Source organism: Lysinibacillus phoenicis (genome assembly GCF_047238325.1).
Lineage (GTDB): Bacteria > Bacillota > Bacilli > Bacillales_A > Planococcaceae > Lysinibacillus > Lysinibacillus irui.
In genome coordinates, this window is record NZ_JBDFMP010000001.1 from 42,780 (window position 1) to 69,665 (window position 26,886).

A 26,886-nucleotide genomic window follows, 5' to 3' on the forward strand; every position below is an offset into this window, starting at 1 on the left:
GAAATTAATATGCTTTATTTTTATGGTTTGATATGCAATTTATTATTTCTTCGATCACAGTAGAGTGTACTTTAATTTTTTCATTGCATTGTCTATTTTTTAACAAAAGCAATTCCGCTTCTAATAAATTTAGGTATTTTCCAAAAGACACTATTTTTAATCCCTCAACTGTAAGCTTTTTTATGACATCATCTGTCGGCTCATAAATTGCCATTTCCTTTTTCTCAGTTAAAAAATGTGACGCTTCCACATGAGCAAAAACCTTTTCAATTTTCCTTATAACAGGTACAGGTTCTTTCCTCATTATTTTTGCAATATCTTTTAAAAAATCATCTTTATGAGAGTTAGTGAAGTATTTTTTTTCGTCCACGACTATCCCCCCTATATCCCTTTTTTGGGTAAAGAAGAATATAGAATTTGTTGACGTTCTTTCAACCGCTTATGCTCCACCTTGATTATCAATGAAAACAAAGAATTAAACCTGTTGCGTTTCCCTTCTGTTAAACAGCGTAATGTTTCAACCAATGAATCTAATGAATACTGTCCTTTTTTCAATGAATACTTCATGTTACCTAGTTGCAATTTCTTGTAGTAATCATTCGGAATGTAATCTAGCATGTTATCAAGCACCATGCCCATTTTTTTATAATCGACACCATAAGGATTAACATGACATTTCAAAACGTTTGAACTTACTACCTTTTTTCTCATAATATCCACCTCTCCAAGCTAGTATTTTTTATAAATTCTTATAGTTTTATAGACTGCATTAATTCAATTGCACTTTTAGCATTGCAGGAAGCTGTTTACGCCCTCTTTTGAAACATGTTTGATTAATTCCTCATGCGATGCCGAAAACCGCCTTCTACGGCATTTAACAATGATTAATTGCACTATTACAAATCATTAAATGCTTTTAAAATATCTTTTTTAGCATCTACATAATCAATAACACTTTCCAGCTCCCCTTGAACGATAATTCGATCTTTACCATCTAGGCTGTAACATGATACAAGAGTAATTATTTGAAGACCCTCTATATCTTCAATCACACTAACTTCCGTTGGTTGAACTACCTTTCTTGCTACGACTGAATACTTATATAACTTATCTTTATCAGTAATATAAATAGCATCACCCTTTTGTAAGTTACGGATTGGCGTAAATAAAGCTTTAGGATTGCGTGAATTGTGACCTGCAAGCGCATAGTTACCTTCACCCATTACTTGGTCGGGCTTCATTGTTGTAGCACTATTTTGCAAGTTCTTTTGATTTGTTCCGTATAAGATAGGCATATTAACATCCACAGAAGGTATATAGATGCCACCAATTACATTTTTCTTATTAATAGTGGTTGATACAGTCAACGTATCTAACAATTGAACTTCTTCAAAATTAAATGATTCTTCTGTACCATCCTCTTGAGCTTTAATTAAATTTGCTTTCATTTCATCTGATGATAAAGCAAAGGCATCTAGTCGTTGCTTTTCTAGTTGTGAGGGGGCGACAATGTAATTAATTATTGGTTGATATGCTACAGCAATAATGCCAATTAAAAATACAACTCCGAGTAGGACAAAAACCAACTTTTTTCGAAACGTTAAGCGGTGATCTTCTTCGTCTTCATCATATTTATCTTGGGCTTCATTTTCATTCGTGCTGAATTGCTCAATTTTTTCTTGGTACGTATTCTCTTGATTCGGAAAATCTGCTTCCTTGCTTTCGTGTTCTGATGTTTGATTCTTTTGGTCATAATGTTGATTGCTCCCTTCCGCTTCGTAAGTATTTGTCTGATAATGATTTTGATTTACATAAGGACTTTCATGTTCGTTATCCCATTCATCATCTTCATCGTTTTTAAAAAACCTTTTGAAAATTGACGACATAATTGAAAATCTTCCTTTCTACTAAATTTAAATTCAGTTTTAAATAACCTTGTTTTAAAAAAGGACGCACTTTTACAGTTGCGTCCTTTCGCTTTACAAGTCGAAATATATCTTTTTGTTACTTAATTGCAATTTGATTTCTGCGGTGTAACACAAAAGCAATTGCAAGGGCTACGCCCATTGCTAGAAGACCACCAACTACTAGTACAACGTTAGTTGATTGATTACCTGTTTGCGGTAATGTTTCGGCTTGTTCCTCAGTAACAACAGTTTTTGTTTCAGTTGTTGTTGTAGTTTGTGGTTCAGACGATGTATCAGAAGGAGTCTTCTCAACATTGCCTACCCCATCAATACCCTGTGCATTCACAAATACTGTATTAGAAGACATCTTATTTTCATTGTTGACTTGGTAATAAGCAGTATTAGGTACTTTTGAGTTATACTTCGATAAATCTGCGCCTTCAAGAACCTTTGCATCAAAAGTAAGGATTAATTGTTTATTGGCAAATTTCTTAACTTGTTCTTCATTTAATTGAACAACAATTTTTTGCCCATCAACTTTTGCTTCAATTCCATCAAGGTTAACAGTTGCTTTAGCATTGACTAGTTCTAATACTTTTTCTAATTCATCTGTAACAACAAATGTTTTAGCATTCGAAGGAACATTCACTTTTACCTCATATTTAAATGAGTCAGTAGCATTAGAAATTGTAGCTTCTTTTGCGTTGTTAACTGTTTTTTCGAAGGCTAATCCATTGGCATGAGTTACATTAACTGTATTGGATTCAACAGGCTTATTTTGATCGACTTGCAGTGTTGCAGTATTAGGAATTTGAGACTTGCTTAAATTGAAATTAGCTTTTAAACGTGCTTGGATTTCAATTACCATTTCTTTGCCTGCGTACTGTTCGATTTGTTGTTGAGTCAATGTTACGTTAACACGTTGGTCATTGAATTTCGTTTCAACGCCATTTAAGTTTGTTGAACTTTTTAGAAGCTCTAGTTCATCTGCTAATTTATCGTTGACAACCATAAATTTAGCATTTTTTGGAATTTTTGTTTTAACTTCATAAACAAATGTTTCTTCATTGTCTTTTAAGACAATGCCATCTTTATTCCCATTTACTGTTTTTGTAATTTGAGATGAATTAGATGGTAATGTTCCAGTTCCATCATCACTAGAAGTTTTTGATGGAATAACAACTACTTTGTTAGAAGATACTTTTTTATTTGCATCTGTAGTAGCGGTAGCAACATTTACTAATTTTTGTTCAGTAAGTTTAGTAAGGTCAGCATTTTCCTTAATTTTAGCTTTGATAGTAAGAACTACTTCCTTACCACTGTAAGTTTTAACATTTGTTTCGTTAAAATCTACTTTTACTGTTTGTCCACTTACTGTTACAGGAATTTCACGTAAATTAGCTTCTGTACTCACAACCTGTAATTCATTTACTAGGACATCTTCTAAGACAAACGATTTACCCTCTTTTGGAACAACAGCACGAATTTGATAAGTAAACTCGTCTTTATTGTTAGTTAAAGTGATTTCGCTCTTACCATTAACTGTTTTAGAGATTTGAGGTACTTCAATAATTGCCACGTTTGTATCTGTTGTAGTGTTATCTACTTGGACAGTAGCTTTATTTTGGATTTTTCCATCATTGAAGAATTTAGATAAGTCTGCATCTGATTTCACACCTGCTGTATATTTAAGTTGTAAATTACGACCTGCAAAATCCTTGATTTTACTTCCACCTAATTTCAACGACAATTCATTACCGTTGACAGTAGCATAGACATCTTTAATATTAGTTGTTGCGTAGCCAATTACTTTTAGCTCGTTTGCTAATTGGTTTGTTACTGAGATTGATTTTGCATCTTTTGGTACTGGAACATTAATCATGTATTCGAAACGTTCTTCAAACGATTCTAATTTGATTTGATCTTTACCATTTACAGTTAACGTTGGATTTTTCGCAACTTCCTCACCTGTAAACGGAATTACATATACAGTGTTTGAATTGCTAATATTATTGTCGTTAGATGATACTGATGCAGTGTTAGGCAATTTGTTATTTTTGTATTTTGTAATATCAAAGCCTTCTTTTAGCTTGGCTTTAATAGTAAGAACTACATCCTTACCACTAAGCTCTTTTGCTTTGGCATCATTTAATTCAACTTTAACGGATTGACCTTCCACTTTTACTGCAACATCACGTAAATTCAATTCAGTACCAATGATTTGTAAATCATTTACAAGGATATCTTCTAATTTGAATGATTTCGCATCTTGTGGAACTGCTGTACGAATTTCGTAAGTAAATGCATCCTTATTATCTGTTAAGGTAATTTCATTTTTACCATTTACAGTTTTAGTGATTTCTGATTTAGTTTGCTCTTTTACTGTAACAGTGGCATAGCTTGAGCTGATTGACTCACCATCAACAATAATCGTAGCAACTTCAATAATAGGAGCATTTTCTTTTAAAACAGCGTTGTCACGAATTTTTGAAGGAATCGTAATAACTAAGTCTGTACCGCCAAATGCTTTAATTTGTGTATCATCCATTTCAAACTTAACCGTATTACCTTCTACAATAGCTTTTGGAGCTTTAACCGTTTCTTTTGTTCCGTTAGAGTTAGTGATTTCAACTGATTTATTATCTAAATTAGTAGTTACAGCACCAACGATCTCCAATACATCTTCGAATTTATCTGAAATAACAAATGAATTTCGTTCAGTAGGAATTCTAGCTTCAACTGTATATGTGAATGGTGTTGAGCGTGTTGGTAATTCAACATGTGTTTTGCCATCCACTAATTTTTTGTAGCTTGGCACTTTCACTGTAACTTCGTTTGTGTCTTGGCTCTTTTCATCAACCCAAGTTTTAGCTACGTTTGGTACTTTGCCATCTTTAAATTCAGAGAAGTTAGCACCAATTTTTAATTTTGCATCAAAAGTTAAAATAGCTTTCTCTCCTGCATATTTAGCGATTTCAGTTTCATTTAATGTTACTGAAACAGTATTTGCTTCATCTGCAATTGTTGCTTTTAAACCTGCAAGATTGATTTTTGCGGAATCTGGAACAATGCTCAATTGTCTAGCAATCCGATTTTCAATTGCGAAACTTTTACCATCTTTAGGCACTTTTGTTTCAATCGTATAAGTAAACGATTCTGTAAACGACGCTAATTCAAGATGTTTTAATACCTTTGATTTATCTTTTGTAGGTGATACTGTAAGTGTTGGTTCATCTGCTGTTGAAGCTTCAACAGGGACAATGTAAGCAACAAACATACTGTAAATTAATACAAGCATCATTGTGACTATAAAAAACTTATTTTGGATTGAACCCTTTTGCATCATTTCATTCATTTGATTTCCCATGTACTACTTCCTCTCAAGTTTTCTAAACACATTTTTTTATCTACTTTTGATTGAAGTAGTCAGAGACTAAATATTCTTTTTACATGCTCCTATGAATACATAGGGAAGCGGAGAACCGTTGATTCATCACAATCTTCACGTTTTACAGCCTGTGCCTTCGCCAACAAATGACGTTCAAGCGTTTGGGAGATTAGATGTCGAATATATTCATTAGAGTAATCTTCATCATTTTGGGCAGAGCAGTAATATTTTTGAAGTGTAGTTGGGAAAATAAGAATTTCCTCATTGGAATTTGATTCATCTAAGATTGGATTCAAATAGTTTGTATCATCGGTTTCAATATAAAGCTTTACTTCGTTAGTTATATTGTGTGATGTAACGAACACTTCACTTTGAATATTTTCTTTTAATACCGCTTCAATATTAGCCCAAAGACATACAGCCACTTTATAGCAACGTAAAGTTAAAACACTTGCCTTTTCAGTACTCATAACAACATCTGTACTTTCTGATTGTGTACTTGTTGCAAATGACATAGGAGATTGAGTGTGAGTTAAATCTCCATGTTGTGCCTTCTCCATTACCAAAACCTCCTTTCAATTCAATATTTCGTTTAGTGAATATATGAATGTTAAATTGCCATAAAGTGAAGTACAAGGCATACACAAACCTTTCACTAAAACAGAAAAAACACTTAGTAAAAATAATTTAAAAACCCTTTTAAACTAAGTATTTATAATTACTATTATATAGATTTAAAATTAAATTTGTATTTTTTCACCCTATTTTTTTATGCCATTTTACTGACATTAAACAGAATATTCAGTTTATACTTTTCACTAAAAGAAAACTTTATTGGATTGAATAAAGTTCTAAATCATGATAATATCTTATTAACTGTTGAAGGATACTATCTATCTAAAAAGCCTTTTCACAATAATTGTGGATTGGCTTTTTTTATTTTTTTAGATGATTACTCACTGAAATTCATGTGTTGAATAGAAAATTCCTATCGTAAAATGTATATAAAACCCACTGTTTTTAAATTCATTTAAATACATGGAAAGCCTTGAAAACACTAGATTTATTGGGCTTTTATAGGTGAAAAAACTATGTTTCTACCTAATAAAATGGTATAATTAAGGAGTAGCAAAATAGAGGTTTTTATGGGCGATTGGTTATCTCTATCCGCTTCACATCTTTGTTTATGTGGAGAGAAAGGAGGGGATGCCATGACAATGTATGAAGGTATCACGCTTATGATTAGCTTTGGTACATTAATCGTAGCTGTACTAGCTTTGTCGTTTACTTTCACACAAAAAAAGTAAACCGCCCTTGACATACCTTTGGGATAAAGGTAGAGGCAGTTTACTGTTCCCTATTTTAGACCAATCGCTCTTAAAGCGTTTGTTTTGTTACATGTGACCGTTTGGTGTTACAGCACCATTCGGTCTTTCTTGTCTTTATTATAGCACAAACACTCAAATCTACAAGAAAAAAGACGTTCGAAAGTACGTACAAAACACGCTTTGGCGTAAGATCATTTACTTACTTTATACAAATATATGCAAGTTATTCAAATGACACAACCCAATACCCCATTTTTTTCATACATTCCGCAAAATTTAAAATCGCACTTTTTTTAGTCCTGTAATATTGACGCTCACTTATTGCCATCCTTTGCACCACTTCATAGTCCAGTAATGCATTTTCAAGGTATTTGTACTGTAGTAATTGTCGTTCACGTTCATCAACAAGTCGGTACAACGCTCTAGTTAAAATTGTAACTTCCAAAATTTCATTTTTAAGCAAATGAATATTTGTTTGATGTGTTACATCTACGTGAGTAAGCACCATTCCTCCTTCACTTCCTAAACTACTTCCCTTTCCTATAGGTGTATTAACAGAAGTATATATATTGCTTTCCTTAGAACTACCAACAGAACAACCTAAAGCACTACCTACATGACTTCCATTTGATTCCTGTACTACATCGGTATGCGTATCCTTACTTCCAGTATGCATTTCACTATACATATTTAGTGCATCTAAGACGGCTTGAGGATTGGTATTTATAAACAATGTACCGATTGCATGTAGTGTACCACCTTGATGATATACAGGTAACTGCTGTTTGGCTGAATTAGCAGATATAGCGACCAAATCCCTATAGTGTTTAAGAAGCCATTCGCTTTTTTTCTTAATTTCTAAAGAGGATTCATTTTCTAAATCTCCAATAAGATGTTGTATACGACTGTCATTCAATGACACCATTTTATAATTTACTTTTGTTTTTACTTGTTCTGTCGATGTTGACAACACAAACAACCTCCTTCGATTTAAAATTCACAAATACTTCATGCTTTTGCCTATTTTGTAATGTTTATAAAAAATATCTTCATTTTTTCAATAACTATCTATGAATTTTACGCATTTTATTAATTCATATTTCCCATACCACTTATTTTTATATAAAGAATCCATTATTGCACACCAATCGTCTTTTATAATCTTTGATATTGCTTCAAATGAATCATTCTTAAATGTCACATAACATTCTTTATTTTTATTGTTTAATTTTATTTCTACATACGATGCTGTTTTTATTGTTACTTTATCAAGGTTATGATTGGAGAAAAAATCATTTTTAGTTTCTGCATTCCATCCCTCAAAAAAATGATTTAACTTAATATGAAAATGACCACCAGTTGTTGTTATGATGAAGGGCTTTAAGTTCCAATGTTTTTCTACTATCTCTTTAACAGATATTAATTGAGTATCATCTTCACTTTTTTGCATTTTATAATTAGGTGGAATAATTTCTATTTCATTATAGTCGTATAAATCATCGTCCGATAAACCTGTAAAATCTTTGTACCATGATATTGCTTCATCCAACGAATGAGCTACAACTGCATCGTATTCACGCAACCAAAAAACGTGTACATCTTGTACTCCACTCTCTTTTGCTACAAAAGTTGCCATCGTTATTCCCTCCATCCCACAAGACATATAACAAAACCCCATCTACCACAGAAAACAGCCCTTTTAATAGGGCTGTACATAAATAGCCTAGTTAAATCACTAGGCTATCAACATCGAAAATTTAAATTGGTTTCATTTCTACTGCCGTATACATTCCTTAATCAATCCATAACCAAATGCTCTTTTATCAATCCACCGTTTTGAATAAAATAAAATAGTTCTTCTAATTTTGCATCATCTTGAGCGATTTCATTTTCATCAATCACTCGAACCATCATTTTACTTGAAGTAAGTCTTGGTATTAGTGGCTTAATATGATTAGGGTTTTCGACAAGTAGGCAAAGTCGAATACTTTTATTGCTATTAACCCGAATGTAGCTTTCTAAATCACTTGTTTTACCTCTCACGACATAAACATGAAACAGCTTGCCGTTTAAATCTATTACGCCTGTAAATGGTTTTATTGTAGCGGATTCGTCTACGAATAGATTTTCTGAATGTGGGAAGGCTTCTTTAAAAACAATAAACAGTTCAATAAATGCTAATACTTTAAGCACCATTTGAGTCGTAAAGCTTAACCAATAGTTTTGCTCACGATAAACCGTATCACATAACACCCTCGCACCTTCATCAAGCGTATATATAGATTTCCTGAAATTTTGCCCCTTTTTCCTACGATCTGCTGATGTTTTGATTTCATGTCGTACCAATACACGGTTTTTAACTAAGTATTTAATATCTACCTGCTTCAAACCAAACAGACGGAATAATTGCGAACTTTCTGCAACGCCTGTGTAGTGAATAAACTGAATAGCACTTAATATTCGATTGAAAACTTTCTTGTTTTTAATATTAACTACTGCTCGTTCATTCATTCTCTTATTTGAGGGGATAATTTGACTTTCAAAAGACCATTCGAGTGATTCGGCAAATACACACTTATGAGGTTTATACGTTGATATTGATGCTGATGTCATGTAAGAATCACCCAACTTTCATAGTGTGTACTAGCGTACTCTGACGATTTTTCCGTCAATTTTTTCTTCTTTTTGGTCAATGCGGATTAGACGTACAGTGACTTTATCTCCAACGTTCAACGCTTCAAATTTTAAGTGTGGGCATAAGCAATCTAAACCATGTTCTAGTCGGACAAAGACTCCAAAATGACGTACACCCGAAACTGTAGCGGTGTATTCTTTTTGACGATGATATTTTTTATTGATGCTATCCCACGGATTACGCTGTGCCAAACGAGCAGATGCTTCTACTTTGCGTTTCTCAGCATTAATTTTAGTTATTACAACTTCTAATTGATCGTCAACTTTGACTTCTTTCTGTAAATCATCAATCCAACCATATCGAATATCACGTGCATTCATGTACACGTCTACACCGCCAATATCGGCTATAACTACAGTTTCAGTTACACGGTGTACAACCGCAATAGCATGTGAGCCTTCTTCAAGTTTACGGAATAAAAGGTCTGCCATTTGTTGACGTGCAGTTAAGCGGTCAGCTAAGAACGTACAAGTTTGACTTCCTTCATCGTATTCATATCGCTCTACAACAAATGCAATAGTACGACCTTGCAAGTTGCGTAAATCTCTTTCGTTATAAACACCGTCATCATCAACACGTACATCTGCCTTCACGATTGGAAGAATACCTTTACAGTCACCAATATAGACTACTGCACATGGTACTTTTTTAACTTCTCCATCAACTGTGATTGTAGTTGTATCAATTGTAATTACTTCACTTTGCAGGATTTTTTCGTTTTGTTGAGCAGAGATGATTTTTTGTAAATCACTCTCAAAACTTGAACCGAAAGATTTAATACCTTTGGTTTGGTCAAAACCTTCGATTAAAAATGATTGAATGCTTTCTGTCATAATTAATTCACTCCTATTCATTTCGTATAAATTTCATTTCAATTTTTAAAGTACATTCTAACTAAGAGAAGTAGAAGCAATGATACCTAACGTCATTGGATAAACATATGTTTGTAGAAGCTCTCCATCTTCAAAGAACGATATTAAGGAACTCTCACCTTCAAGAGCCTTTAATTCTTGAACCTTTGATTTTAATAATTCTTGATTGGAAAGAATTTTAATGAAATCAGAGGGTATAAATTTATCACCATACAGACGCTTGGTCAGTTCAGCTACTTTTAAAATCAGTGTTGATTGTGTTGAAGTATAAAACGCATCTTGTTTCCCAAAGATACCTTCTAAAAATAAAAGTGTTGCTTGGACTGCTTCTGCTTCACTCTCACTTTGATGTATCTGAGCAAGGGTAGAAGTTAATGTACACTTACAAACACTTCCTGCACCGCTTCCTTTAGTACCACCAACAGCTCCACCACCAATAACTCCACCAACTATGCTACTTTTTGTTTCTTGCATTACATTTGGCTGATTTTTGATAGCCGATATTTCATGCAATGTCATAATAACTTCATCTTTTGCAGAAATAACTTCTTGTTGTAATATGCTTATTCTTTGTTGTTCCATAAACAATTTATTATATTTCGTTTCTAATTCAGAAAAATAACTTGATTGCAATAAAAACAACTCCTTTCATTCCGTCAGATTAATTCGTTGTAGTAAGCTCGCATATAATGTTTAACTTTTTCATCTAACTCAGTATTATTATTTAAGTGTTCACGCAAGACTGCTTGTACACTTAAATATTCTTGAATTAATTTGATTAAACATTCCTTACATTCTGCTTCACTCATGTTTGGAAAATATCTCCCATCTAACATAGATGGGGCATTATGAAGTGTGTCAGCAATGAAGCCTGTGACAGTATTAGCATAATATAGCGCAGTAGTTGAACCCCTATTAACAGACCATGATAACCTTCTTAATAAGGTATATGAATGAGACATAATCCTCTTTAGTTTAGTCTGTAACTGTTCTAAAGATAAATCTGTTAACTTTTCGTTATCACCATTTGTTGAAGCGGTTGAAGCTTGCTCAGAAATTAGTTTCTGTAGGTGTTCTACACATCGTAGTGGTTTCGCAAATTCATCTTGTTCTACTACATAAAAACCTAGTTGTGATGCTTTGAAACTCAATTCATCTTTCTGTTTTTCAAGGGAAGATGATTTTTGTTTAAAGAAACCTTGAAACAGCTTCTTTAATCCCATTTCAAACAACCTCCCTTGAGTTTTTGTATACTCTTTGATTGGAAATGTTTGCATTACAATTCAAGCTGTAACATTCACCTCGCTTCTAATTATGTAGTATTTTTTTGACTTCCAAGAAATACACCAGTGAATTTTAAAAGGTATTTCTTTTTAAATATCATAGTACAAATACTGGAATAATAAAAGTCTTATTTGTCTAAAAGAAATCATTTTATTGATATTTTATACATTTTTATGATTTTATTTTCTTTTAGTGAAATAAAATGCATAAAAAATAACTAAAATGTAACAATTGCACATTTCATTCTGCGTGTTTATATATCATTTATATATCATTTTTGTAATACATTTCTCTAACTACTACCAAAAGTTATCTCGCTTCTTCTGTGTATTATTGCGAATCGCTTTTTCATTTTTATTTTCATGTTCATGAGAATCATCATCACCATCATTTTTTACAAATGAGCGATTTGTATTTTTCGTTTTATTCCCTTGCTGATTATTAGCGGTGTTACCTTCGATTGCTGTATTCAAGCCTTCAACAATTGGTGCTTTCACAGTGCTATTACCATCTTGAGATTTTTTACTCCTAGATTTCTTTTTAAAATTAATTTCACCATTGTTTTCACTTGAACTTGAAGCAGTAGCAATCGGATTAGACATTTCTTCCTCGCTCAAATTGAATTTAAATGAGCTTTGTTCTTCCTGCATAGGAGCTATTGCTTTTGTATCGTAAGCGTCACCGCTTCCTTCATAATCGCTTATACTATGGTTTAAATGGGCATCCTCATGCAAATGTTTATCTGTTTCCTCTTGCTGTTGTTGTAAATAATCCTGTTCTCTAACAATTTGATCTTGTTGTTTTTTCTGTTTTAGAGCGTTTTCTTGCATAATGGCATCTTTCATAGCACTAGCAACAGAATCACCCAAGCGACTTCTCATGCTTTCAATTTCAGCAATTTGTTGAGTCGTCAAACCATCATTTTCATCATGGATGGAATTAGAGGTTACTTGGTTTTCTTTAATTGGTTGTTTCTCCATAACAAATGAAGATTCCTCATGGTTAGCAACATAACTACTCTGGTCTAATGTCGGATTCATATTCAAGGATGTTAGATTATTCCCATTTACATCTACTAGACCTCTTTGTTTGGCATTATGAGGACGATTGTTTTCCAATTCATTTACATCAAACTCATATTTGGCTTGTTCAGTCATATGGGAGAAATCATTACCGCCACGTCTTGATCTCGCTTCTTGCAATGGATTCATAGGTTCAGAAGCGGTAGCTTTATTTTCTACTGTCTCAGATTTTGCAGTGAATCCATGCCAAAACTTACGCACTAGACCAAAAATTTCACGTTCATTCTCTTTATCACGAGTCGTGTTAGACTTAACGGCTTTAGCAAACCCTTGTTCCCATTCACGCTTATCCTTCCAATCTTGCGGAACGAACTCACCACGTCCTATACTTGGCTTTTGTACAACGCCCTCTTTCATTAGCTGATGTACAAAATTAAAGCGTGGAATATTGTCTTGCAAGTCGGTTGGAGCAAAGCGATATTCTTCAACTTCTGTATCACGATAGCTGTCGGGGAATAATGTAGGCATAATAACCGTATTTTTATATGTGTTTTGACGCATGATTATCTTGTCTTTACCAAATACGTCAGCAAAGTCTTTAGCATCTTCATAAGTTACCCCACCGAAACAGATTTTGTTACGACATGATGCCAAAATAGCTCGTTTCATAGCTTTTGCACCAATCTTACCTGCTTCGATTTCTAATTGACCTAATGATTGAGTAGCGAAAATCCCTGCTACACGATACTCCGCAGCTAAACTTAGGAAAATTTCTACATCGGGATTAATGTAACGAGAATATTCATCGACTATCATAAAATGGGGAACACGTGTAGATTCAGTACCTTTACGTCTAAACGTACCATTTTGTAAATGCATGATTACGAATTGTCCAAACGCATCACCCGAAGAACGTAACATACCAAGTGCTGTATTAACTGATAAAATTCCACCTGTTTCAAAATGATTGTCAATCGAGATACTACTTTTACCTAACATTACCCTTTGTAGAGCTTTGTTTGAAGAAAGGTTTTCAAGTTGCGCCCTTAAACCGATTACAAATTGTCGGTACTTGTCACGCATTGTTCCAAGTAATTCAGTTTTCATAAATGAAGTTAAATCATCCAAACCATCACGATCTATTAATTCATCTACTTGAGCTTCCATTAGTTCTTCATCACGTAGTGTTGATACAACATCTGTAATGTCCATATCATCACCATGTAGGCGTTTTAGCATCTTTGTTACACTTCTTGCTGATAATTCTTGCACTGTCGCAAAAAACGCATCCTGTTTACCAAAAAGACCTTTTAATACAACAACTGTTGCTTCTGCAACATCATCTTCTTCACCTTCAAATGGGTTAAATTTGCCTGTGTCCTCACGTGTAGGGTCTATATGAGTCATGTCTATATCCATAACCTCACACATTTCCCTTACCATATATGCTACATCACCCTTTGGCTCTACTAAAGATAAACCAAGTGGCATACCCATTTTCCTTGCCTTTAACATTTGATAAACCATTGGCTTTAGTAAAGTTGAAGTTTTACCACACCTAGTCGGTCCGATTATCAACATATGGGTAAATAAATCACTTCCACCCCATACTATAGGCGATCCATAAGGAACTGCTGTCGAAGCGGTCATAGCAATTCACCGTGTAACATGGTTTGGAAATAATCATTACATTTACTCAATACTGTTTCCTGCATCATTCATGCACCCTTTCTCTTTATTTACTAAAGAAAATAGGATTAGAAGGCTGATGCATCTCAATAAGGATTGAGAAAAAGCAAAAGGATATTCAATTTTTCGAACTTCACATTTTTGTTTAATCGTTTGCCATATAAGAAAAGCCATCTATGGCTTTATAAAAAATTAGTGATTTGTTGTTAAACGTTTTCCGTTCCGTTCGTTAACAAGCAAAAACTTCAATGTAAGGCTTATACCTTACTTGAATGTTTGAAATTTTTGATTGTCATAACGAACTATCCTCAAGCCATCTTATTACGTCATACCTTCATACACCATTTCCTTCAACAATTTTTAGGTGTTTCTTATAAATAAATTCTAGTAAAATAAACAAATCGCCTATTAAATACATTATGCCATCATTTTTTCTTCACATGAATTTACCTCATTTTCATTTCTACCATCCTCAAACTCATCCTCAAACTCAAAAATGAAAAGTTCTTCAATTGTTACTCCAAACAGTTTTGCCAGTTTGTACAACTCACTACCCTTAAATTCCTGTAGTCCTTTTTCTTTGAAGTGATATGTTCGTACATTTATATCAAGAAACTTAGCCATATCCTTTTGAGTCATCCCTATTTTTTTACGATAGATATGTAACTTAACTTGATATTTCAGTTTCTTATTCAGTTTCTTTTTCTTCATAATTTCGATCACCACCTTGTCATAACGTTTAAGCGAAAAGCGTTTTAAAATAACCTTTCGTACTCAAAAAATATCATATTCCTGTCGTTTTGTCCGTATTATTTTAACAAAAAAATCACTTTTAGACTAAACTGTATAACTTTAGTATTAAATTGATATATAAATTTAAAAGTGCTTTTAAAATGAACAAGGAGGGAAAGAGGGAGGATTGAATGTGCCATAAATTTTCTTACTATTTATGCCCTAACTTTCACCCAAAATTAATATCTCTATTTTTTCATTTAATGATAGCCATATTAAGGCACATTCCAAATCAACCATAAAATCTAGTTGAGTGGAACTATCAAGAAGCAATTTATCTACATTTAAAACCTTTATCAAAACCTTTATTTGATTAATGACGGTTTCTGTTTGTATCTTTTTATAAAATTTTCGATAGTTCTTTAAATAGGTTAATGCTACATCTGCATATATTAACAATCTAAATTTGTAATTTTCTAACTCTACTTCATTCTTCATTTCTAATTTCGTTCTTATCAAATCTTTATAAGAATTTTCCATACGAATACTCACCCTTCCCTATAAATAGCATTCTTTGTAATTCCTTTAATCAAAGAGTTCAAAAGAAAATTACAAAGATTCGTGGGGAATGCTATGAGGGCAAACCTGCTAAAATAAATCTTCACATTTGTTGAATCATAGTTTATTTGTAATGCAAACTTACCCTTACTGTTTCACTTATTTTTTATAAATTCTTATAAAGGAATATTAAGTTTTGTTGTAACCGATTGATAAATACACAATTAACAAAGCTACACATCCAATCCCATATCAAATCTTAATAAACTTATATACTTAAACATTTATAATATAATGTAACATTCATAACACAACATATATTTCCAATAAAATCAATATCCTAAAGATAGGGCGATTTTAAATTTATCTTTTTTACAGCTCTTAATTCTTTGTAAGGAACAAATTACTTTACACTTTAAAATATTCCATCAATTGACCATTCCTCCTATTGTGTAATTTTATTACAATATACTGTTTATTCCTATACTAATAGTTAATTATGCTATTGAGTTATATTCGTAATTTCAAACCCCATTTTAAAAAGTGTAAACATTCCACAAAAACCAACAACTAATATGAATGTAACTAGCCACATATAGAAAGAGTAAGATTTCTTTTCCCCTTGCTTATATAAAACATTTACATCTGCTATGACCATGCCCCCCATTAGTACATATCCTAAGAAGCACAAAACAGTTGGTAAAATTACGCCATTCATCTTTTTCCATCTCCTTTTACTAACATTTTTTTAAAAGATAATTCATTTTGGAATACTTGTGAATATAGGCTAACTAAGGTAAGTAATGAATAGACCAAAAAGCATCATAGCTATAACAATTATCATGAACCATCCCATTAAGGTATTAATAAATACTTCATCTTCTCCTTCTTTATTAGGGATAGTATGCAGTACAGCAGATATAGGTTTTTCTATATCCAACGTATCAACGGATTCATTTTCATAATCATTGTTATAAACATGAGGTACATTCTGTGATGTCGATTGTATTTGGTGTGTTACATTAACAGGGTTTAAGTTCAAGTTACTAAGAAGATAACCATTATGTGACTTTTGCTTTGTTATACTCCGTTGTTCTTCATTCAATGATAATCAATCCTCCTTAATGATTTCTAAAACTACTAAGAGAATGAAGGGAGAGTAAAGAGACATAAACAACTAAAATAGTATTAGAGTTTCGTAACTTCACTTCCTTCATTCTGTAATTAGAACTCCGCTTCTTTATCAGTGGAGATACCTAGCACCATTGAAAATTCTCCGTTTTCATTTAGTTTTTCTTTAGTACCTAATTTCTTTAGTTGTTTTTCAAACCATGTCTCCTTGCGCCCATGTTCGATCCTTTGATTCAACTTTTTCTTACGGTAGTTATAATCTAAGCGAACATAAACAAATACAGCGTACAAATCAATTAATAGTAATACGACCATAATTAATCTAAGCAAGAAAATTGCAGGAAAGAACTCAAAAGTCCATACGGTATAAACCATGCTACCTAGTAAATTCGTGAAGTATAACAATCCACTAAAAAGCATTATAGAATCATACCGCTTATCACGTTCACCTAATTGCATCCCAATAACATAGATGCCAATACTTAATATCATCATGATGAACGCAAGACTAATTTTCGGAACAAATGTACCATCGAACATAGTAAATGTTATTATCCCACTTAGAAGCAATGAAGTAATACTTGTCCACTTTGTAATTTCTCCTGCATTAAGATTTAGAAACTGTAGCATTCATCTCACCTCCTTTCGAATATTAAAAAACCGCTTCTTGATACTACTTCCCTTTGGTGTTCCCCTCGGTGTTCGCTTTGCTCTCACCTTTGTACTACATGTGTATGTTTTGAACATACTTGTTCAAAACGGCATAGAATTCTTGAACACCACAAAAAGTTTTCTTATTGTAGAACGTTTAACGTTCTACAAATATACGGCTATAAGCCAATACCCAATTCCGACTTACGGAGTGCGGAGTACGGAGTAACCAAAACACTAAGCCAAAAACAGCGAAGCGACCATTAAAGAATGATTCATTCCCCATTAGCTACGGCACGTAGCGATTTATAGATGAACGCTTGCGTTCATCCATCCAAGAAGCGGTCACTACCAAAACAGAACCCTGCATACAAAAGAAGCGGAAGCGGTATTATACACATATTTTTAAAAACACTTTTAAAAGGTTTATTGCTTAATTTATCTTTCCTGCAATATATTCCATTAGCGACTCTACACTTTCATTTAAGTAGTACATATGGTGATAATCCTTTAACATTTCTTTATGCATCTTATTGAAATGGTCATTAGTTAAGATCATAACTTTCCTTTTATCTACCTCAAATTTATCTTTATGGTATTGCTTTAAATGACGTATTTTAGCTAAGTCATTGTCCAATAAATTAACAAAGTAAAAATCTTCCCCTTCATAATTGATAATGCTCTCAAAGGAGGTTCTATTATTTTTTTCCAACTCTTTAAAAGTAAAAACATTCTCGTAAACATCCAGTAAATATTGCTTTATTTGTTCATCACTATGGAACACTTTAAGGTAGTTTTTTGCGTACCCAACAGGTAAAACTTTAATATTTTTTACTCGACTTACTAAGTTATCACCTTCGCTAATTCTAGTCATAAAATTCTCAAAGGCAGTCTTTCCATTTGTCAGCACAATATATTTACGAATCATTGTGTGTCTGATTATTTCCGCTTTCAACCTGCTATAAAATTTGTCACTAATAACCCCATTAATTACATATAGCCCTTCTCTTTCACTTTTGTTATATGGTGGATATAGCAAACCTTGAATCATTGTAGCTCTATCCAAATTCAGCATTTGTTTTGTCTTTCGGCTATCGTGATACTGCCACTTGTTTAATTTCAATTCATATGTCACTTCTGTAGTAGTAAGAACCACAGGCAGTAACATTTTGCTCACTCTTAAAGCATCTGCATTCTGCCATTTAAGTCTTTCATTCCGCTTTCGCTCCATAAAAGACGACACGATTTCACTCTCCAACAAACTAACCACTAGTGTTTCACTATACTCATAGTGGGTGTTCCCTGTTACCTCTGCTTCTTTTTTCTCAACTCCGTCTTCTGAGGTACGCATCCGTTCAACGTCCACTGAACGTAAACGTTCTGTTACCGTTTCACTAGACTGTTTTCCCCCCCTTAATACATCTTTCGTCATTAGATGCCCCTCAGCGTAATCAAATTCGCTCTTATTTTCGGTATTTCCCCTCATATCCTCCACGATCATTGCGCCATCTCCTGCCAACTCCCCATAATGTTGTGTAGCGCCACGCTCAACGTCCACTGAACGTAAACGTTCTGTTACCGTTTCGCTAGTATCATCAAACAACTCAATTTGTTCTCCACCTACAACATCTATTTGTTTCCTTTCCAGTTCCAAGTAAGCTCTTTTCTCTAAAAGACTAGTGATTTCAATTAGCATTGAAATCCCTTTATTAGTGAGCCTATAAGAAACACCCTTTCTCACATGCCCTTCTCTTAGGCTATAGCCCTCTATATGTTCCTTTTGGATACACCCCTGCTTGTATAATTTATTCATACGCCTACTCACAACTTGTAAAGATACATCAAACACATTCATCAATATAGGATTCGTGAGACTTCGATTTTCGTACAACAAAATCAAAATCTCAACATCCCTTTCTGTTAAAGCAAATTGCTTATCTTTTCGCAGACTGTACTTTATTTTTTTTATTGGTTCATTCATATTTCTCAGCGACCTTTCGTTACACTCAAGTTGCATTCGCATTATTCGTAAATCTACGGTTTATCATATTCGACATTATTTCCTACCTCGAACTGATAAACCTAAACTTCCCTTTTTTTCGGGCAATTTCATTATTCGTAGGATTATTAAATGGATGCTTATATCAACTAATTTTCATAAATCTCAAGTTGTTGATTTTGAAATAAAACAAGTTGTTGATTTTGACTCAATTCAAAAGACTTCCAAAATCAACAACTTAACATGTTGATTTTTACCCCTTCTAAGTTGTTGATTTTGGCGTTCTTTTTTTTGAGAATTTTAAGTGTATTAATACTAAAATCTACTTTCCGTTTTAGCTATTTTTTTGGGCAGTATAACATCTTTATTTATATTGTTTGACTCAATTTTTTCGGTACTCTTTTCTTTTTCAAAGTGTTTTTTTGCTTTCTTCCGTTCTTGTAATTTAGGTATTCTTTTTAATTCATGAGTATGCTCATTAAGGTATTCTAGGAATGTATATTTATACTTATCTTCTACTAAATATACTTGGATATGAGGTGTTCTATCTTTTTTACCTTCTTCGTATAACGACAAATCTAGCCAAGAATCATCTTTAATAATCCCTGTTAATCGTATCGAATCAATGATGTACTTACGATTCAAATTATCTAAATCTCTTATGATTGAAGCTTTCATAAAGTGCTGTATTATCAATAAAGATTTGCCATAGGAGTGTCTTATACTTTCAAAATCAAATGCATTGTCTAGAGCATCATTATAGTATTCAAATACCTTTTGTTTATATGATTGCTGATAGATCGGTAGTGTACCCCAAAAAGAAAACTGAGTTACAGTATATGTCCCTCCAATACTTGAGCTACAGGGCAAAATAAACTGTTTTACAAATGCAGATGGGAAATCCGATGTTTCTGCATCACCTAAATCTTCTTGCCGTTCAGCATATTCATAGGAATCCCTAATTTTAATCAACCTTGCCATAGTTTCATGTTTCATCATTTCTAGAGTATTTAAGGAGTCTAGCAATTGCTTTTCACTATAGAAATCATCCATTTTTCATCACCCCCTTTCAATGTAATTAAATAATATATGTATTATTCCTAACTAAACGTCACTAAATAATCCAAATAAAACTATTAACGTCACACTATATATTTATATATTAGCTAAAAAACCTATAAAAACAGTATTTTAAAACGTCACATTAATTTTCTCCATTTATATAAAACGTCACAGATAGCCACAAAGACTGTAAAACGTCACTAAATTTAATTATAAAACTAAAATACGTCACTTTATTTATTTAAAAATAAATAATAAAGACTAATTTACCAAACAACTTCAACGTCACAATTAAATTCATTTACTATAATTAACGTCACAAATAAAACTAAATATAAGCATTTTTGTATTATAAGGGTGAATTTCCGAATATAAACGTCACCGTTTTTCTAAAAATGAATAACAAACGTCACTTAATTTCTTTTAAAATGAACAATATATACTTATATACCAACATTTATAAACGTCACATAAAATATTTAAAAGTAAATTTAACGTCACTTTTCAATTTTATCTATCATTCACAAGAGAATAATGTCACTTAATATCATTAAAGCTTATATTAGCGTCACTTTATTTATTTTAAAAAAACAATACAAATACTGTTAAATCAGCATTTATTAACGTCACTAAATATTTACGAATTATATTTTTACGTCACACTTTTAAATACAGGGCAAATAATTTAGTGTTATTTATAAAAACTAAAACTTATTTGCCCTACATTCAACCATTTAATATGATGTGACTTTCATTCAATTATTCAAATTGTTTTAAGAAAGGTCTTATATCTTGAAGTTTTCCATTTACTTCGAATTCCAAGTGTAAATGTGAACCATCTCCATTTGGACCCGCTATAATGTTACCTGTATTACCACAAGCACCAATAACTTGTCCTGCTTCTACAACGTCACCAACTTTAACTTTTAATTTACTCATATGTGCGTACAAGGTGGTTGTAGATTTTCCGTCTTCGGGAGGATGTTCTAATTTTACGTAATTACCCCATGAGTAATGGTGAATTGATCTTGTTACAACGCCATTTTTGACAGCATAGATTGGGTCGCCAATCGCACAATCATAGTCTACTCCTCTATGGAAGCCATCAAAACGTGTACCAAATGAACTTGTATAGACTAATGGATTAGTAGGGCTACCCCAACCACCAGCAACTAAGCCCGACACGTCATCACAAAATGCACCGATATCAGCAGAACCACCTAGTTCATTAATATAACCAACAATACTCGGTAGCCAGTTTGCATTTAAATTTTTTGGGTCATTCGCTGCCCCAAGTGGAGCGTATTTATCTCTTAATTTATCTAAAGAAAAAGTGCCATGTTCTGCTACTATTTCTTTGATTCGATTACTAATAGATTTAGCTTGTACATTAATACTTTCGCCATATGTTGCAAAAACATATAAACCTCCACCATTAGGATTCATTAACCCACCTGTGTTTTTTTTGTTAATAAAGGCTTTAGATGTTCCTCGTCCTGTCTCATGGATTGAGATTGCCGTTACAAGAACAGGGTCAATTCCATACATATTAGCGTAATTAATAAAATCATTTGCTAAAGGGGCGAGATTCGGACTAGTACTTTTTAGTAGTTCCTTATATTTCTTTTCATCGAACTTTGCAACCTCTAATTCAGGCACTTCGGATTCGTTTGGTTTGTTTTCTCCATCTTCGGGGTCTGGTGATTCAGCACTTGCTTCATCTTGCAAACATGCAACACCAAACGCACCTCCCCAAACACTTCTATCATAGACAACATTCATCATGGTTACATTTCCTGCGATAAGGGCTAATATCGGTGAAAAGACTAATACACCTACAAGTAAAATGCCTACAAACGCATATTTAAATTTCATGTTTTCACCTCCTTTACTTCCTACCTATTGTTTTTTCTTTCCAAAATAGACTACCTTCATTTCTTTCCCAAAATATTGAAGGCTTACAACATATGTTTCTGTAATTGCTTTCTTTGTTCCATCTTCCATTTCTAATTCCATATCTATCAAAGCTTCCCAATCCAAAAAATCGGGTGTTTGTTCAGCATCGGGAACTTGTAGTTTGAAATCAGTAATAGTTCGTTTGCTTACGTTCTTTAAATCATTCTTGTAAATATCTATCGGGAATATTGCTTCTTCATGTTCATGCTCTTGTTCTCCTAAACTATTTGCTCCCTCAGTAGATTCTTTTGATAATATTTTTGCTAGAGTCAATTTGACACTTTCATCACCGTAAGGGATAATTTCACGAATTTTCCCATCGGGATTATCTTTGTCATAAGTTAAAAACTTACCTAAAAAATCTGCTGTTATTTTTCCCGAATGCTTTAGCTCACTTTTTGAAAATAATTTTTCTCTATCCAAATTTCCATAAACTTTCTTTACTTCCTCAGACATCTTCTCTAACTCAGCTAATTCTTTTAAATGCTTTTGGTCAACTTGCTCACTTTGTGATTGTGTTTGTTTGTCATTAGAAGAAGGATTTGTTGGATGTTCAATATTTGGTTCTTCTAAATCAAGGTTAGATGAATTATCACCCTTTCCGTTGCTTTCATCATCCTTATCCAAAGGAGATGCAGGATTACGGATTACATCTGTTTTATCTTTATTTTCCTCAACAGCAACTTCTTCATTTCGATCTTTATTGTTGGTGTTTTTACCTGTAAAAATCGCTATCAGTAATACTAAAAATACTAATATAGTTAAACCGTAATAGACTTTATCCTTCGTCTTCCTATTCATAGGGTTACATCTCCGTTCATATCAGAGTCTAATTGTAAAAAAACGTGATGACGAAAATACATCACCACGTTTTTTTCGCCAAATACAGCGTTATTCAATTAATCTTCATCACTATCTTGTGTACTTTGCTCATGTGCATTAAGTGCTGTTAAATTAGTGTTTGAATTTAGACCTGTACTTTGCTCATTAACATTATTTCTTTGCGTTAAGACTTGCTCTTGATTAGTTTCATTTGTAGATGGTCTTTGTCTCTGACCTTCAGTTGAACCTACATTACTCAAATCACTACCTCTTAGTGGTGCGCTTTGTAATGGTTGACTTTGTGTTACAGAAGGTTGATCTTGTGGCGTTTTTAACGGTGTTGACTTCAATTGAGTGCCTTCCACTGAACCTCCATTACCTAAATTACTACCTTTTAATGGTGTACTTTGTAATGGCTGATTTTTTACTGCCGAACTGTTGTCATTAGGCGTTCCCAAAGGTGTTGACTTCAATTGAGTACCTTCCACCGAGCTTCCTCTTGATTCACTACCTTGTAACGGTGTAGATTGTAATGGTTGACTTGGAATGGCTGATACATTTTCATTCGCTGTATTCAAAGGAGTAGCTTTTAAATCACTACCTTCTGCTGAACTACTTTCTAATGTTGTGTTTTCTAACGATTTACTTTCAAGTGGACTTGAATTAACATCTGCACCGTTTAAATCGCTTGCATGTAATTCAGATTGTTCTTCTAATGAAACTGCTTCTGTTCTAGTGCCATTTCCTCCTGCTGTAGAACCACTGTTTAAATCGCTACCTTTTAGGTCAGTAGATTCTAGAGAAGTCGTTACACTTGCCGTATTTGCATTTCCGCCACCCATTGAAGTTGCTGTAGGGAGTTTTGATGCTGAATCTAAATCTTTTGTTTGAGCTTCACGCATTTGTTGTTGTTGTTGTGCATGTACAGCACTATAGCCTTCATCTTTAAGCAATTCTGCTTCTACTGTTTTACGTTCTATATCTCGTTGTGAAACAGGATTTGACTCAACATTTGCGCTTCCGTTAATCGGTGTACTTGAACCCTCTAATGTAGGATTTTGAATATTCTCCAAGTCTCTTGCTTTTTGTTCTGCATTTTGACGTTCTTGTTGTGTATGCATTAGATGCATTTGAGCTTCTTCTTCTGCTTTTTCTGCATTGGCTAAAACTTGTTGAGCATTTGCATCATTCACATTTTGTTGAGCGTTGGCTTGAGCCTGTGCTAATGCATCTTGCGCTTTAACATGCTCCTCTTGCGCTTGTTGCTCAATTCTTTGTGCATTTCTTAAATCTGCTTCTGCTTCTGTTTTTGCTTGTTCTATTTTCGATGAATCAACCTGTGGCTGTTGAGAAGATGTTTCTACTGATGTAGAGTTTGGATTATCAATTTCATCCAGTCTAGCTCCTTTAAACGTATCAGTTTCTTCATCATAATTTCGATCTTTTGTTTCATTATCAACTTTAATATCAACACGCTCCGATGCTTCACTTGAGCCTTTGCTGATTTGAACACCTTCTACTGGAGATGTCGATTGTGCAGTAGTACTTTCTGTGTTTAATGAGTACAAATGTTGGTCTTTAATATCTTCGTCATTTGTACTATCTTCCACAGTAACTATAGTACCGTCATCTGTAGAGTGGACAACCTCAATATCTCGTTCTTCTAATTGAGTATCATCTCGATCTTCTTGATGTTGTAGTTGTTCAATGTCGTAGGTAACAACATTATCTTCACCATCAATTTGTTGGGCTATTTTTTCTTTTTCGATACGATCATGTTCTAATTGCTCATACATACGGCTAGGTTGCTGTTCGGTATTAGCAGTTGAAGCATAAAGTGGAACTAAATCATGGTCAGCTTTATCATTGCTTTCCATATTTGGTTCGTGTCCAATTCCATTTTTGGACATTAACTGTTCCATTGCTTCTTGACGTTGCTCTTTATCTTCAATTTGTTGAATAGCTTCCATTTGCTTATTAAAGCTATCATTTGCCATATTCGTTGGTAAACCTCGTTCATATCCATTTTCAGCGAGATTTGACATCAACTTGTGACGGTGGACACTTTGTACACTAGTACCAATTGCATCTCCTACACTTTTTTCACCTGTTAATGTACCACCGATTGCTCCACCGATTTTTGCGCCAGTCATAATACCTGCACCACCTGTGGCTAGACCCCCAACAACTGCTCCTGCTACGGTAGCACCCCCTTGAACAGCACCTTTTACAGTGTTAGTTAATGGGGTTGTAAGTTGTCCTGCGCCTTCACGTAAACCGTTAAGCATAGCACTGCCTTTTGTAAAAATAGACATAATTCTGTTTCGTAGAATAAAAATCGTAAGGAATAGAATTATGAACATAAACATAACGGAGATGTATGACAAAAGGATATTGCTAGAACCCAATAAATTAGCATTGGAGTATTCGAATACATATGTTGCCATCATCATGACGAAAATAGAAACAAACGAAAATCCGATTTTTAATCCTAAAGGAAGTACTAACTCGATGGCATAACGCTTTAATACATTTGCCATTGAAGGAATACAACCGACCAATAATGCAAATGGTGCTAAACCTGCGATTACAATGAACCAAAACTGTAGTAATACCATGAACAGTGCCATTGCATAAATCGGAATAGATACAATTCCATTTACTGCTAGATAAACAACTGAAAAAGATAGTTTATCCATCACTGAGTGTTCCGTCATTAACGTATTTGAATGCTTTCCGATTTCTTCTTTAATTACATAGTATTTACGACCACTTTCATCATCTACATCACCATTCAAAGGGTCATAACCAAGTAAATTTTCAATTCGAGACTTTGTTAATTCTCCACCTACTTGACCTTGCCCATATTGCATATATAAATATGGACGTTCTACAAACATCGACCAAAGGGTATTTTTAACGCCTGTTGGATCATTTGCATTATGTGCGCTTGTAGGCGTTACGGCAGTCATTACATCATTAGATAAGTCAGTAGTTATACTGTTAATACCTTTCATGTAATACCCAAAGTTACTTAATAAAATAACTGATAATGCTAAACAAATAGTTACTTGGAAAATAGCTTTTACACCCGATATTACTTTTCGACTGATTACCAACATGTAAATTGCATAACCACCTGTTAAAGCAATAATTACGTTAATAAAAGCTCCAAATATCCCTCCGTTTGTCATTGCACCGCCATTTGTAATTCCTGTAATTTTAAATATTGACCCATCAATAGCGTCAATCATTCCATCAATGATGTTAAAGTTACTGCCTAAATCAAAGGCTGTTATCATTGCGACAGTGAAAAAGATATTCATTTTGAAAAGTGCATTTACGATATTGTTCAGATACATATTTATCTGTTTCCCAACGTTTTCGATAACTTGGATTTTCGCTAATGCACCTTTCCAAATGCTTTCAAACCATCCATCATCTGCTGAATCAATTTCATCTTGAGTTACAGCATCTAGGTAATAATACGTTTTGCCCGAAGCTCCCTTGAAAGTTCCGTATTCTTTAGCGTATTGCTCACCAATAACCGTACCAACAGCATTAATTTCAGCTTCGGTTTTTTGCTGTTCTACATCTAAAGAGAAAAAGAACGTTGCTGTTAGAAGAACTGTAAACAGAAATATTAAAGCAGATTTACGAAAGGTAGAAGTAGCTTTAAATTTCCCACTTATAATGGATACTACTTTTTGAGCTTTTTCCTTCATACAGTCCGTATCTCAAAAAGATACGTTGCCACCTCACTTTCTTTCGCTTTATTTAAAAGGTCTTT

The 26,886-nt window shown here is 33.5% G+C and carries 23 protein-coding genes; 1 reads left to right on the plus strand and 22 read right to left on the minus strand.

Annotation, left to right across the window (positions count from 1 at the left end):
• Window positions 1-4: 4 nt before the first annotated feature.
• From ABC382_RS00315 to ABC382_RS00335, 5 genes are all read right to left on the minus strand, one after another.
• Window positions 5-370, minus strand: a complete 366-nt coding sequence (locus tag ABC382_RS00315; RefSeq protein ID WP_412926349.1) for a hypothetical protein — start codon at window positions 368-370, stop codon at window positions 5-7.
• 11 nt (window positions 371-381) lie between these two features.
• Complete coding sequence (locus tag ABC382_RS00320; protein ID WP_412926350.1) at window positions 382-711, minus strand: thioredoxin domain-containing protein; 330 nt, start codon at window positions 709-711, stop codon at window positions 382-384.
• 185 nt (window positions 712-896) lie between these two features.
• Window positions 897-1,886 (minus strand): class A sortase, encoded by a 990-nt coding sequence (locus tag ABC382_RS00325; protein WP_412926351.1) that lies wholly within the window; start codon window positions 1,884-1,886, stop codon window positions 897-899.
• A 118-nt stretch (window positions 1,887-2,004) separates the two neighbouring features.
• Window positions 2,005-5,274, minus strand: a complete 3,270-nt coding sequence (locus ABC382_RS00330; protein ID WP_412926352.1) for an isopeptide-forming domain-containing fimbrial protein — start codon at window positions 5,272-5,274, stop codon at window positions 2,005-2,007.
• An 89-nt stretch (window positions 5,275-5,363) separates the two neighbouring features.
• A complete protein-coding gene (locus ABC382_RS00335) occupies window positions 5,364-5,855 on the minus strand; it encodes a hypothetical protein (protein WP_412926353.1) in 492 nt (163 codons plus the stop codon).
• Window positions 5,856-6,506: 651 nt separating this feature from the next.
• On the opposite strand from ABC382_RS00335, the gene ABC382_RS00340 reads away from it, so the two are divergent.
• A complete protein-coding gene (locus ABC382_RS00340) occupies window positions 6,507-6,602 on the plus strand; it encodes a putative holin-like toxin (protein ID WP_412926354.1) in 96 nt (31 codons plus the stop codon).
• 244 nt (window positions 6,603-6,846) lie between these two features.
• Here the strand turns inward: ABC382_RS00340 and ABC382_RS00345 are convergent, their stop codons facing one another.
• The 17 genes from ABC382_RS00345 to ABC382_RS00425 all read right to left on the minus strand — a co-directional run bounded on the left by ABC382_RS00345 (window position 6,847) and on the right by ABC382_RS00425 (window position 26,821).
• Window positions 6,847-7,593, minus strand: a complete 747-nt coding sequence (locus ABC382_RS00345) for an ArpU family phage packaging/lysis transcriptional regulator (protein ID WP_412926355.1) — start codon at window positions 7,591-7,593, stop codon at window positions 6,847-6,849.
• 87 nt (window positions 7,594-7,680) lie between these two features.
• Entirely contained in the window at window positions 7,681-8,259 is a 579-nt protein-coding gene (locus ABC382_RS00350) for a hypothetical protein (RefSeq protein WP_412926356.1), read from the minus strand.
• Between the two features lie 161 nt (window positions 8,260-8,420).
• On the minus strand, window positions 8,421-9,236 hold the full coding sequence (locus ABC382_RS00355; RefSeq protein WP_412926357.1) for a hypothetical protein: 816 nt from the start codon (window positions 9,234-9,236) through the stop codon (window positions 8,421-8,423).
• A gap of 30 nt (window positions 9,237-9,266) precedes the next feature.
• Complete coding sequence (locus tag ABC382_RS00360) at window positions 9,267-10,151, minus strand: hypothetical protein (RefSeq protein WP_412926358.1); 885 nt, start codon at window positions 10,149-10,151, stop codon at window positions 9,267-9,269.
• 57 nt (window positions 10,152-10,208) lie between these two features.
• Window positions 10,209-10,823 carry a hypothetical protein gene (locus ABC382_RS00365; RefSeq protein ID WP_412926359.1) on the minus strand — a complete coding sequence of 205 codons (615 nt, stop codon included), beginning with the start codon at window positions 10,821-10,823 and terminating at the stop codon, window positions 10,209-10,211.
• Window positions 10,824-10,846: 23 nt separating this feature from the next.
• Window positions 10,847-11,413 carry a hypothetical protein gene (locus ABC382_RS00370; RefSeq protein ID WP_412926360.1) on the minus strand — a complete coding sequence of 189 codons (567 nt, stop codon included), beginning with the start codon at window positions 11,411-11,413 and terminating at the stop codon, window positions 10,847-10,849.
• 360 nt (window positions 11,414-11,773) lie between these two features.
• Entirely contained in the window at window positions 11,774-14,146 is a 2,373-nt protein-coding gene (locus ABC382_RS00375; protein WP_412926361.1) for a type IV secretory system conjugative DNA transfer family protein, read from the minus strand.
• A gap of 456 nt (window positions 14,147-14,602) precedes the next feature.
• On the minus strand, window positions 14,603-14,896 hold the full coding sequence (locus tag ABC382_RS00380) for a helix-turn-helix transcriptional regulator (RefSeq protein ID WP_412926362.1): 294 nt from the start codon (window positions 14,894-14,896) through the stop codon (window positions 14,603-14,605).
• 243 nt (window positions 14,897-15,139) lie between these two features.
• Window positions 15,140-15,457, minus strand: coding sequence for a hypothetical protein (locus ABC382_RS00385; protein ID WP_412926363.1), 318 nt, complete (start codon window positions 15,455-15,457; stop codon window positions 15,140-15,142).
• Between the two features lie 520 nt (window positions 15,458-15,977).
• Window positions 15,978-16,193, minus strand: a complete 216-nt coding sequence (locus ABC382_RS00390; protein WP_412926365.1) for a hypothetical protein — start codon at window positions 16,191-16,193, stop codon at window positions 15,978-15,980.
• Window positions 16,194-16,262: 69 nt separating this feature from the next.
• Entirely contained in the window at window positions 16,263-16,580 is a 318-nt protein-coding gene (locus ABC382_RS00395; protein WP_412926366.1) for a hypothetical protein, read from the minus strand.
• A gap of 119 nt (window positions 16,581-16,699) precedes the next feature.
• A complete protein-coding gene (locus ABC382_RS00400; RefSeq protein WP_412926367.1) occupies window positions 16,700-17,236 on the minus strand; it encodes a hypothetical protein in 537 nt (178 codons plus the stop codon).
• A 454-nt stretch (window positions 17,237-17,690) separates the two neighbouring features.
• Window positions 17,691-19,238, minus strand: coding sequence for a winged helix-turn-helix domain-containing protein (locus tag ABC382_RS00405; protein WP_412926368.1), 1,548 nt, complete (start codon window positions 19,236-19,238; stop codon window positions 17,691-17,693).
• Between the two features lie 333 nt (window positions 19,239-19,571).
• Window positions 19,572-20,309, minus strand: a complete 738-nt coding sequence (locus tag ABC382_RS00410) for a hypothetical protein (RefSeq protein ID WP_412926369.1) — start codon at window positions 20,307-20,309, stop codon at window positions 19,572-19,574.
• Window positions 20,310-21,077: 768 nt separating this feature from the next.
• The gene (locus ABC382_RS00415; RefSeq protein ID WP_412926370.1) at window positions 21,078-22,193 is read right to left on the minus strand and encodes a peptidoglycan DD-metalloendopeptidase family protein; all 1,116 of its coding nucleotides are present in this window, start codon (window positions 22,191-22,193) and stop codon (window positions 21,078-21,080) included.
• Window positions 22,194-22,217: 24 nt separating this feature from the next.
• Window positions 22,218-23,075 carry a hypothetical protein gene (locus ABC382_RS00420; RefSeq protein ID WP_412926371.1) on the minus strand — a complete coding sequence of 286 codons (858 nt, stop codon included), beginning with the start codon at window positions 23,073-23,075 and terminating at the stop codon, window positions 22,218-22,220.
• A 98-nt stretch (window positions 23,076-23,173) separates the two neighbouring features.
• Entirely contained in the window at window positions 23,174-26,821 is a 3,648-nt protein-coding gene (locus tag ABC382_RS00425) for a CD3337/EF1877 family mobilome membrane protein (protein WP_412926372.1), read from the minus strand.
• Between the last annotated feature and the right edge of the window lie 65 nt (window positions 26,822-26,886).

Coding starts and splice junctions, on each gene's coding strand:
- ABC382_RS00320 (WP_412926350.1), bottom strand. CDS start 711: ATGAGAAAAAAGGTAGTAAGTTCAAACGTTTTGAAATGTCATGTTAAT.
- ABC382_RS00325 (WP_412926351.1), bottom strand. CDS start 1,886: ATGTCGTCAATTTTCAAAAGGTTTTTTAAAAACGATGAAGATGATGAA.
- ABC382_RS00330 (WP_412926352.1), bottom strand. CDS start 5,274: ATGGGAAATCAAATGAATGAAATGATGCAAAAGGGTTCAATCCAAAAT.
- ABC382_RS00335 (WP_412926353.1), bottom strand. CDS start 5,855: ATGGAGAAGGCACAACATGGAGATTTAACTCACACTCAATCTCCTATG.
- ABC382_RS00340 (WP_412926354.1), top strand. CDS start 6,507: ATGACAATGTATGAAGGTATCACGCTTATGATTAGCTTTGGTACATTA.
- ABC382_RS00350 (WP_412926356.1), bottom strand. CDS start 8,259: ATGGCAACTTTTGTAGCAAAAGAGAGTGGAGTACAAGATGTACACGTT.
- ABC382_RS00355 (WP_412926357.1), bottom strand. CDS start 9,236: ATGACATCAGCATCAATATCAACGTATAAACCTCATAAGTGTGTATTT.
- ABC382_RS00360 (WP_412926358.1), bottom strand. CDS start 10,151: ATGACAGAAAGCATTCAATCATTTTTAATCGAAGGTTTTGACCAAACC.
- ABC382_RS00370 (WP_412926360.1), bottom strand. CDS start 11,413: ATGGGATTAAAGAAGCTGTTTCAAGGTTTCTTTAAACAAAAATCATCT.
- ABC382_RS00375 (WP_412926361.1), bottom strand. CDS start 14,146: ATGACCGCTTCGACAGCAGTTCCTTATGGATCGCCTATAGTATGGGGT.
- ABC382_RS00380 (WP_412926362.1), bottom strand. CDS start 14,896: ATGAAGAAAAAGAAACTGAATAAGAAACTGAAATATCAAGTTAAGTTA.
- ABC382_RS00385 (WP_412926363.1), bottom strand. CDS start 15,457: ATGGAAAATTCTTATAAAGATTTGATAAGAACGAAATTAGAAATGAAG.
- ABC382_RS00390 (WP_412926365.1), bottom strand. CDS start 16,193: ATGAATGGCGTAATTTTACCAACTGTTTTGTGCTTCTTAGGATATGTA.
- ABC382_RS00400 (WP_412926367.1), bottom strand. CDS start 17,236: ATGCTACAGTTTCTAAATCTTAATGCAGGAGAAATTACAAAGTGGACA.
- ABC382_RS00405 (WP_412926368.1), bottom strand. CDS start 19,238: ATGAATGAACCAATAAAAAAAATAAAGTACAGTCTGCGAAAAGATAAG.
- ABC382_RS00410 (WP_412926369.1), bottom strand. CDS start 20,309: ATGGATGATTTCTATAGTGAAAAGCAATTGCTAGACTCCTTAAATACT.
- ABC382_RS00415 (WP_412926370.1), bottom strand. CDS start 22,193: ATGAAATTTAAATATGCGTTTGTAGGCATTTTACTTGTAGGTGTATTA.
- ABC382_RS00420 (WP_412926371.1), bottom strand. CDS start 23,075: ATGAATAGGAAGACGAAGGATAAAGTCTATTACGGTTTAACTATATTA.
- ABC382_RS00425 (WP_412926372.1), bottom strand. CDS start 26,821: ATGAAGGAAAAAGCTCAAAAAGTAGTATCCATTATAAGTGGGAAATTT.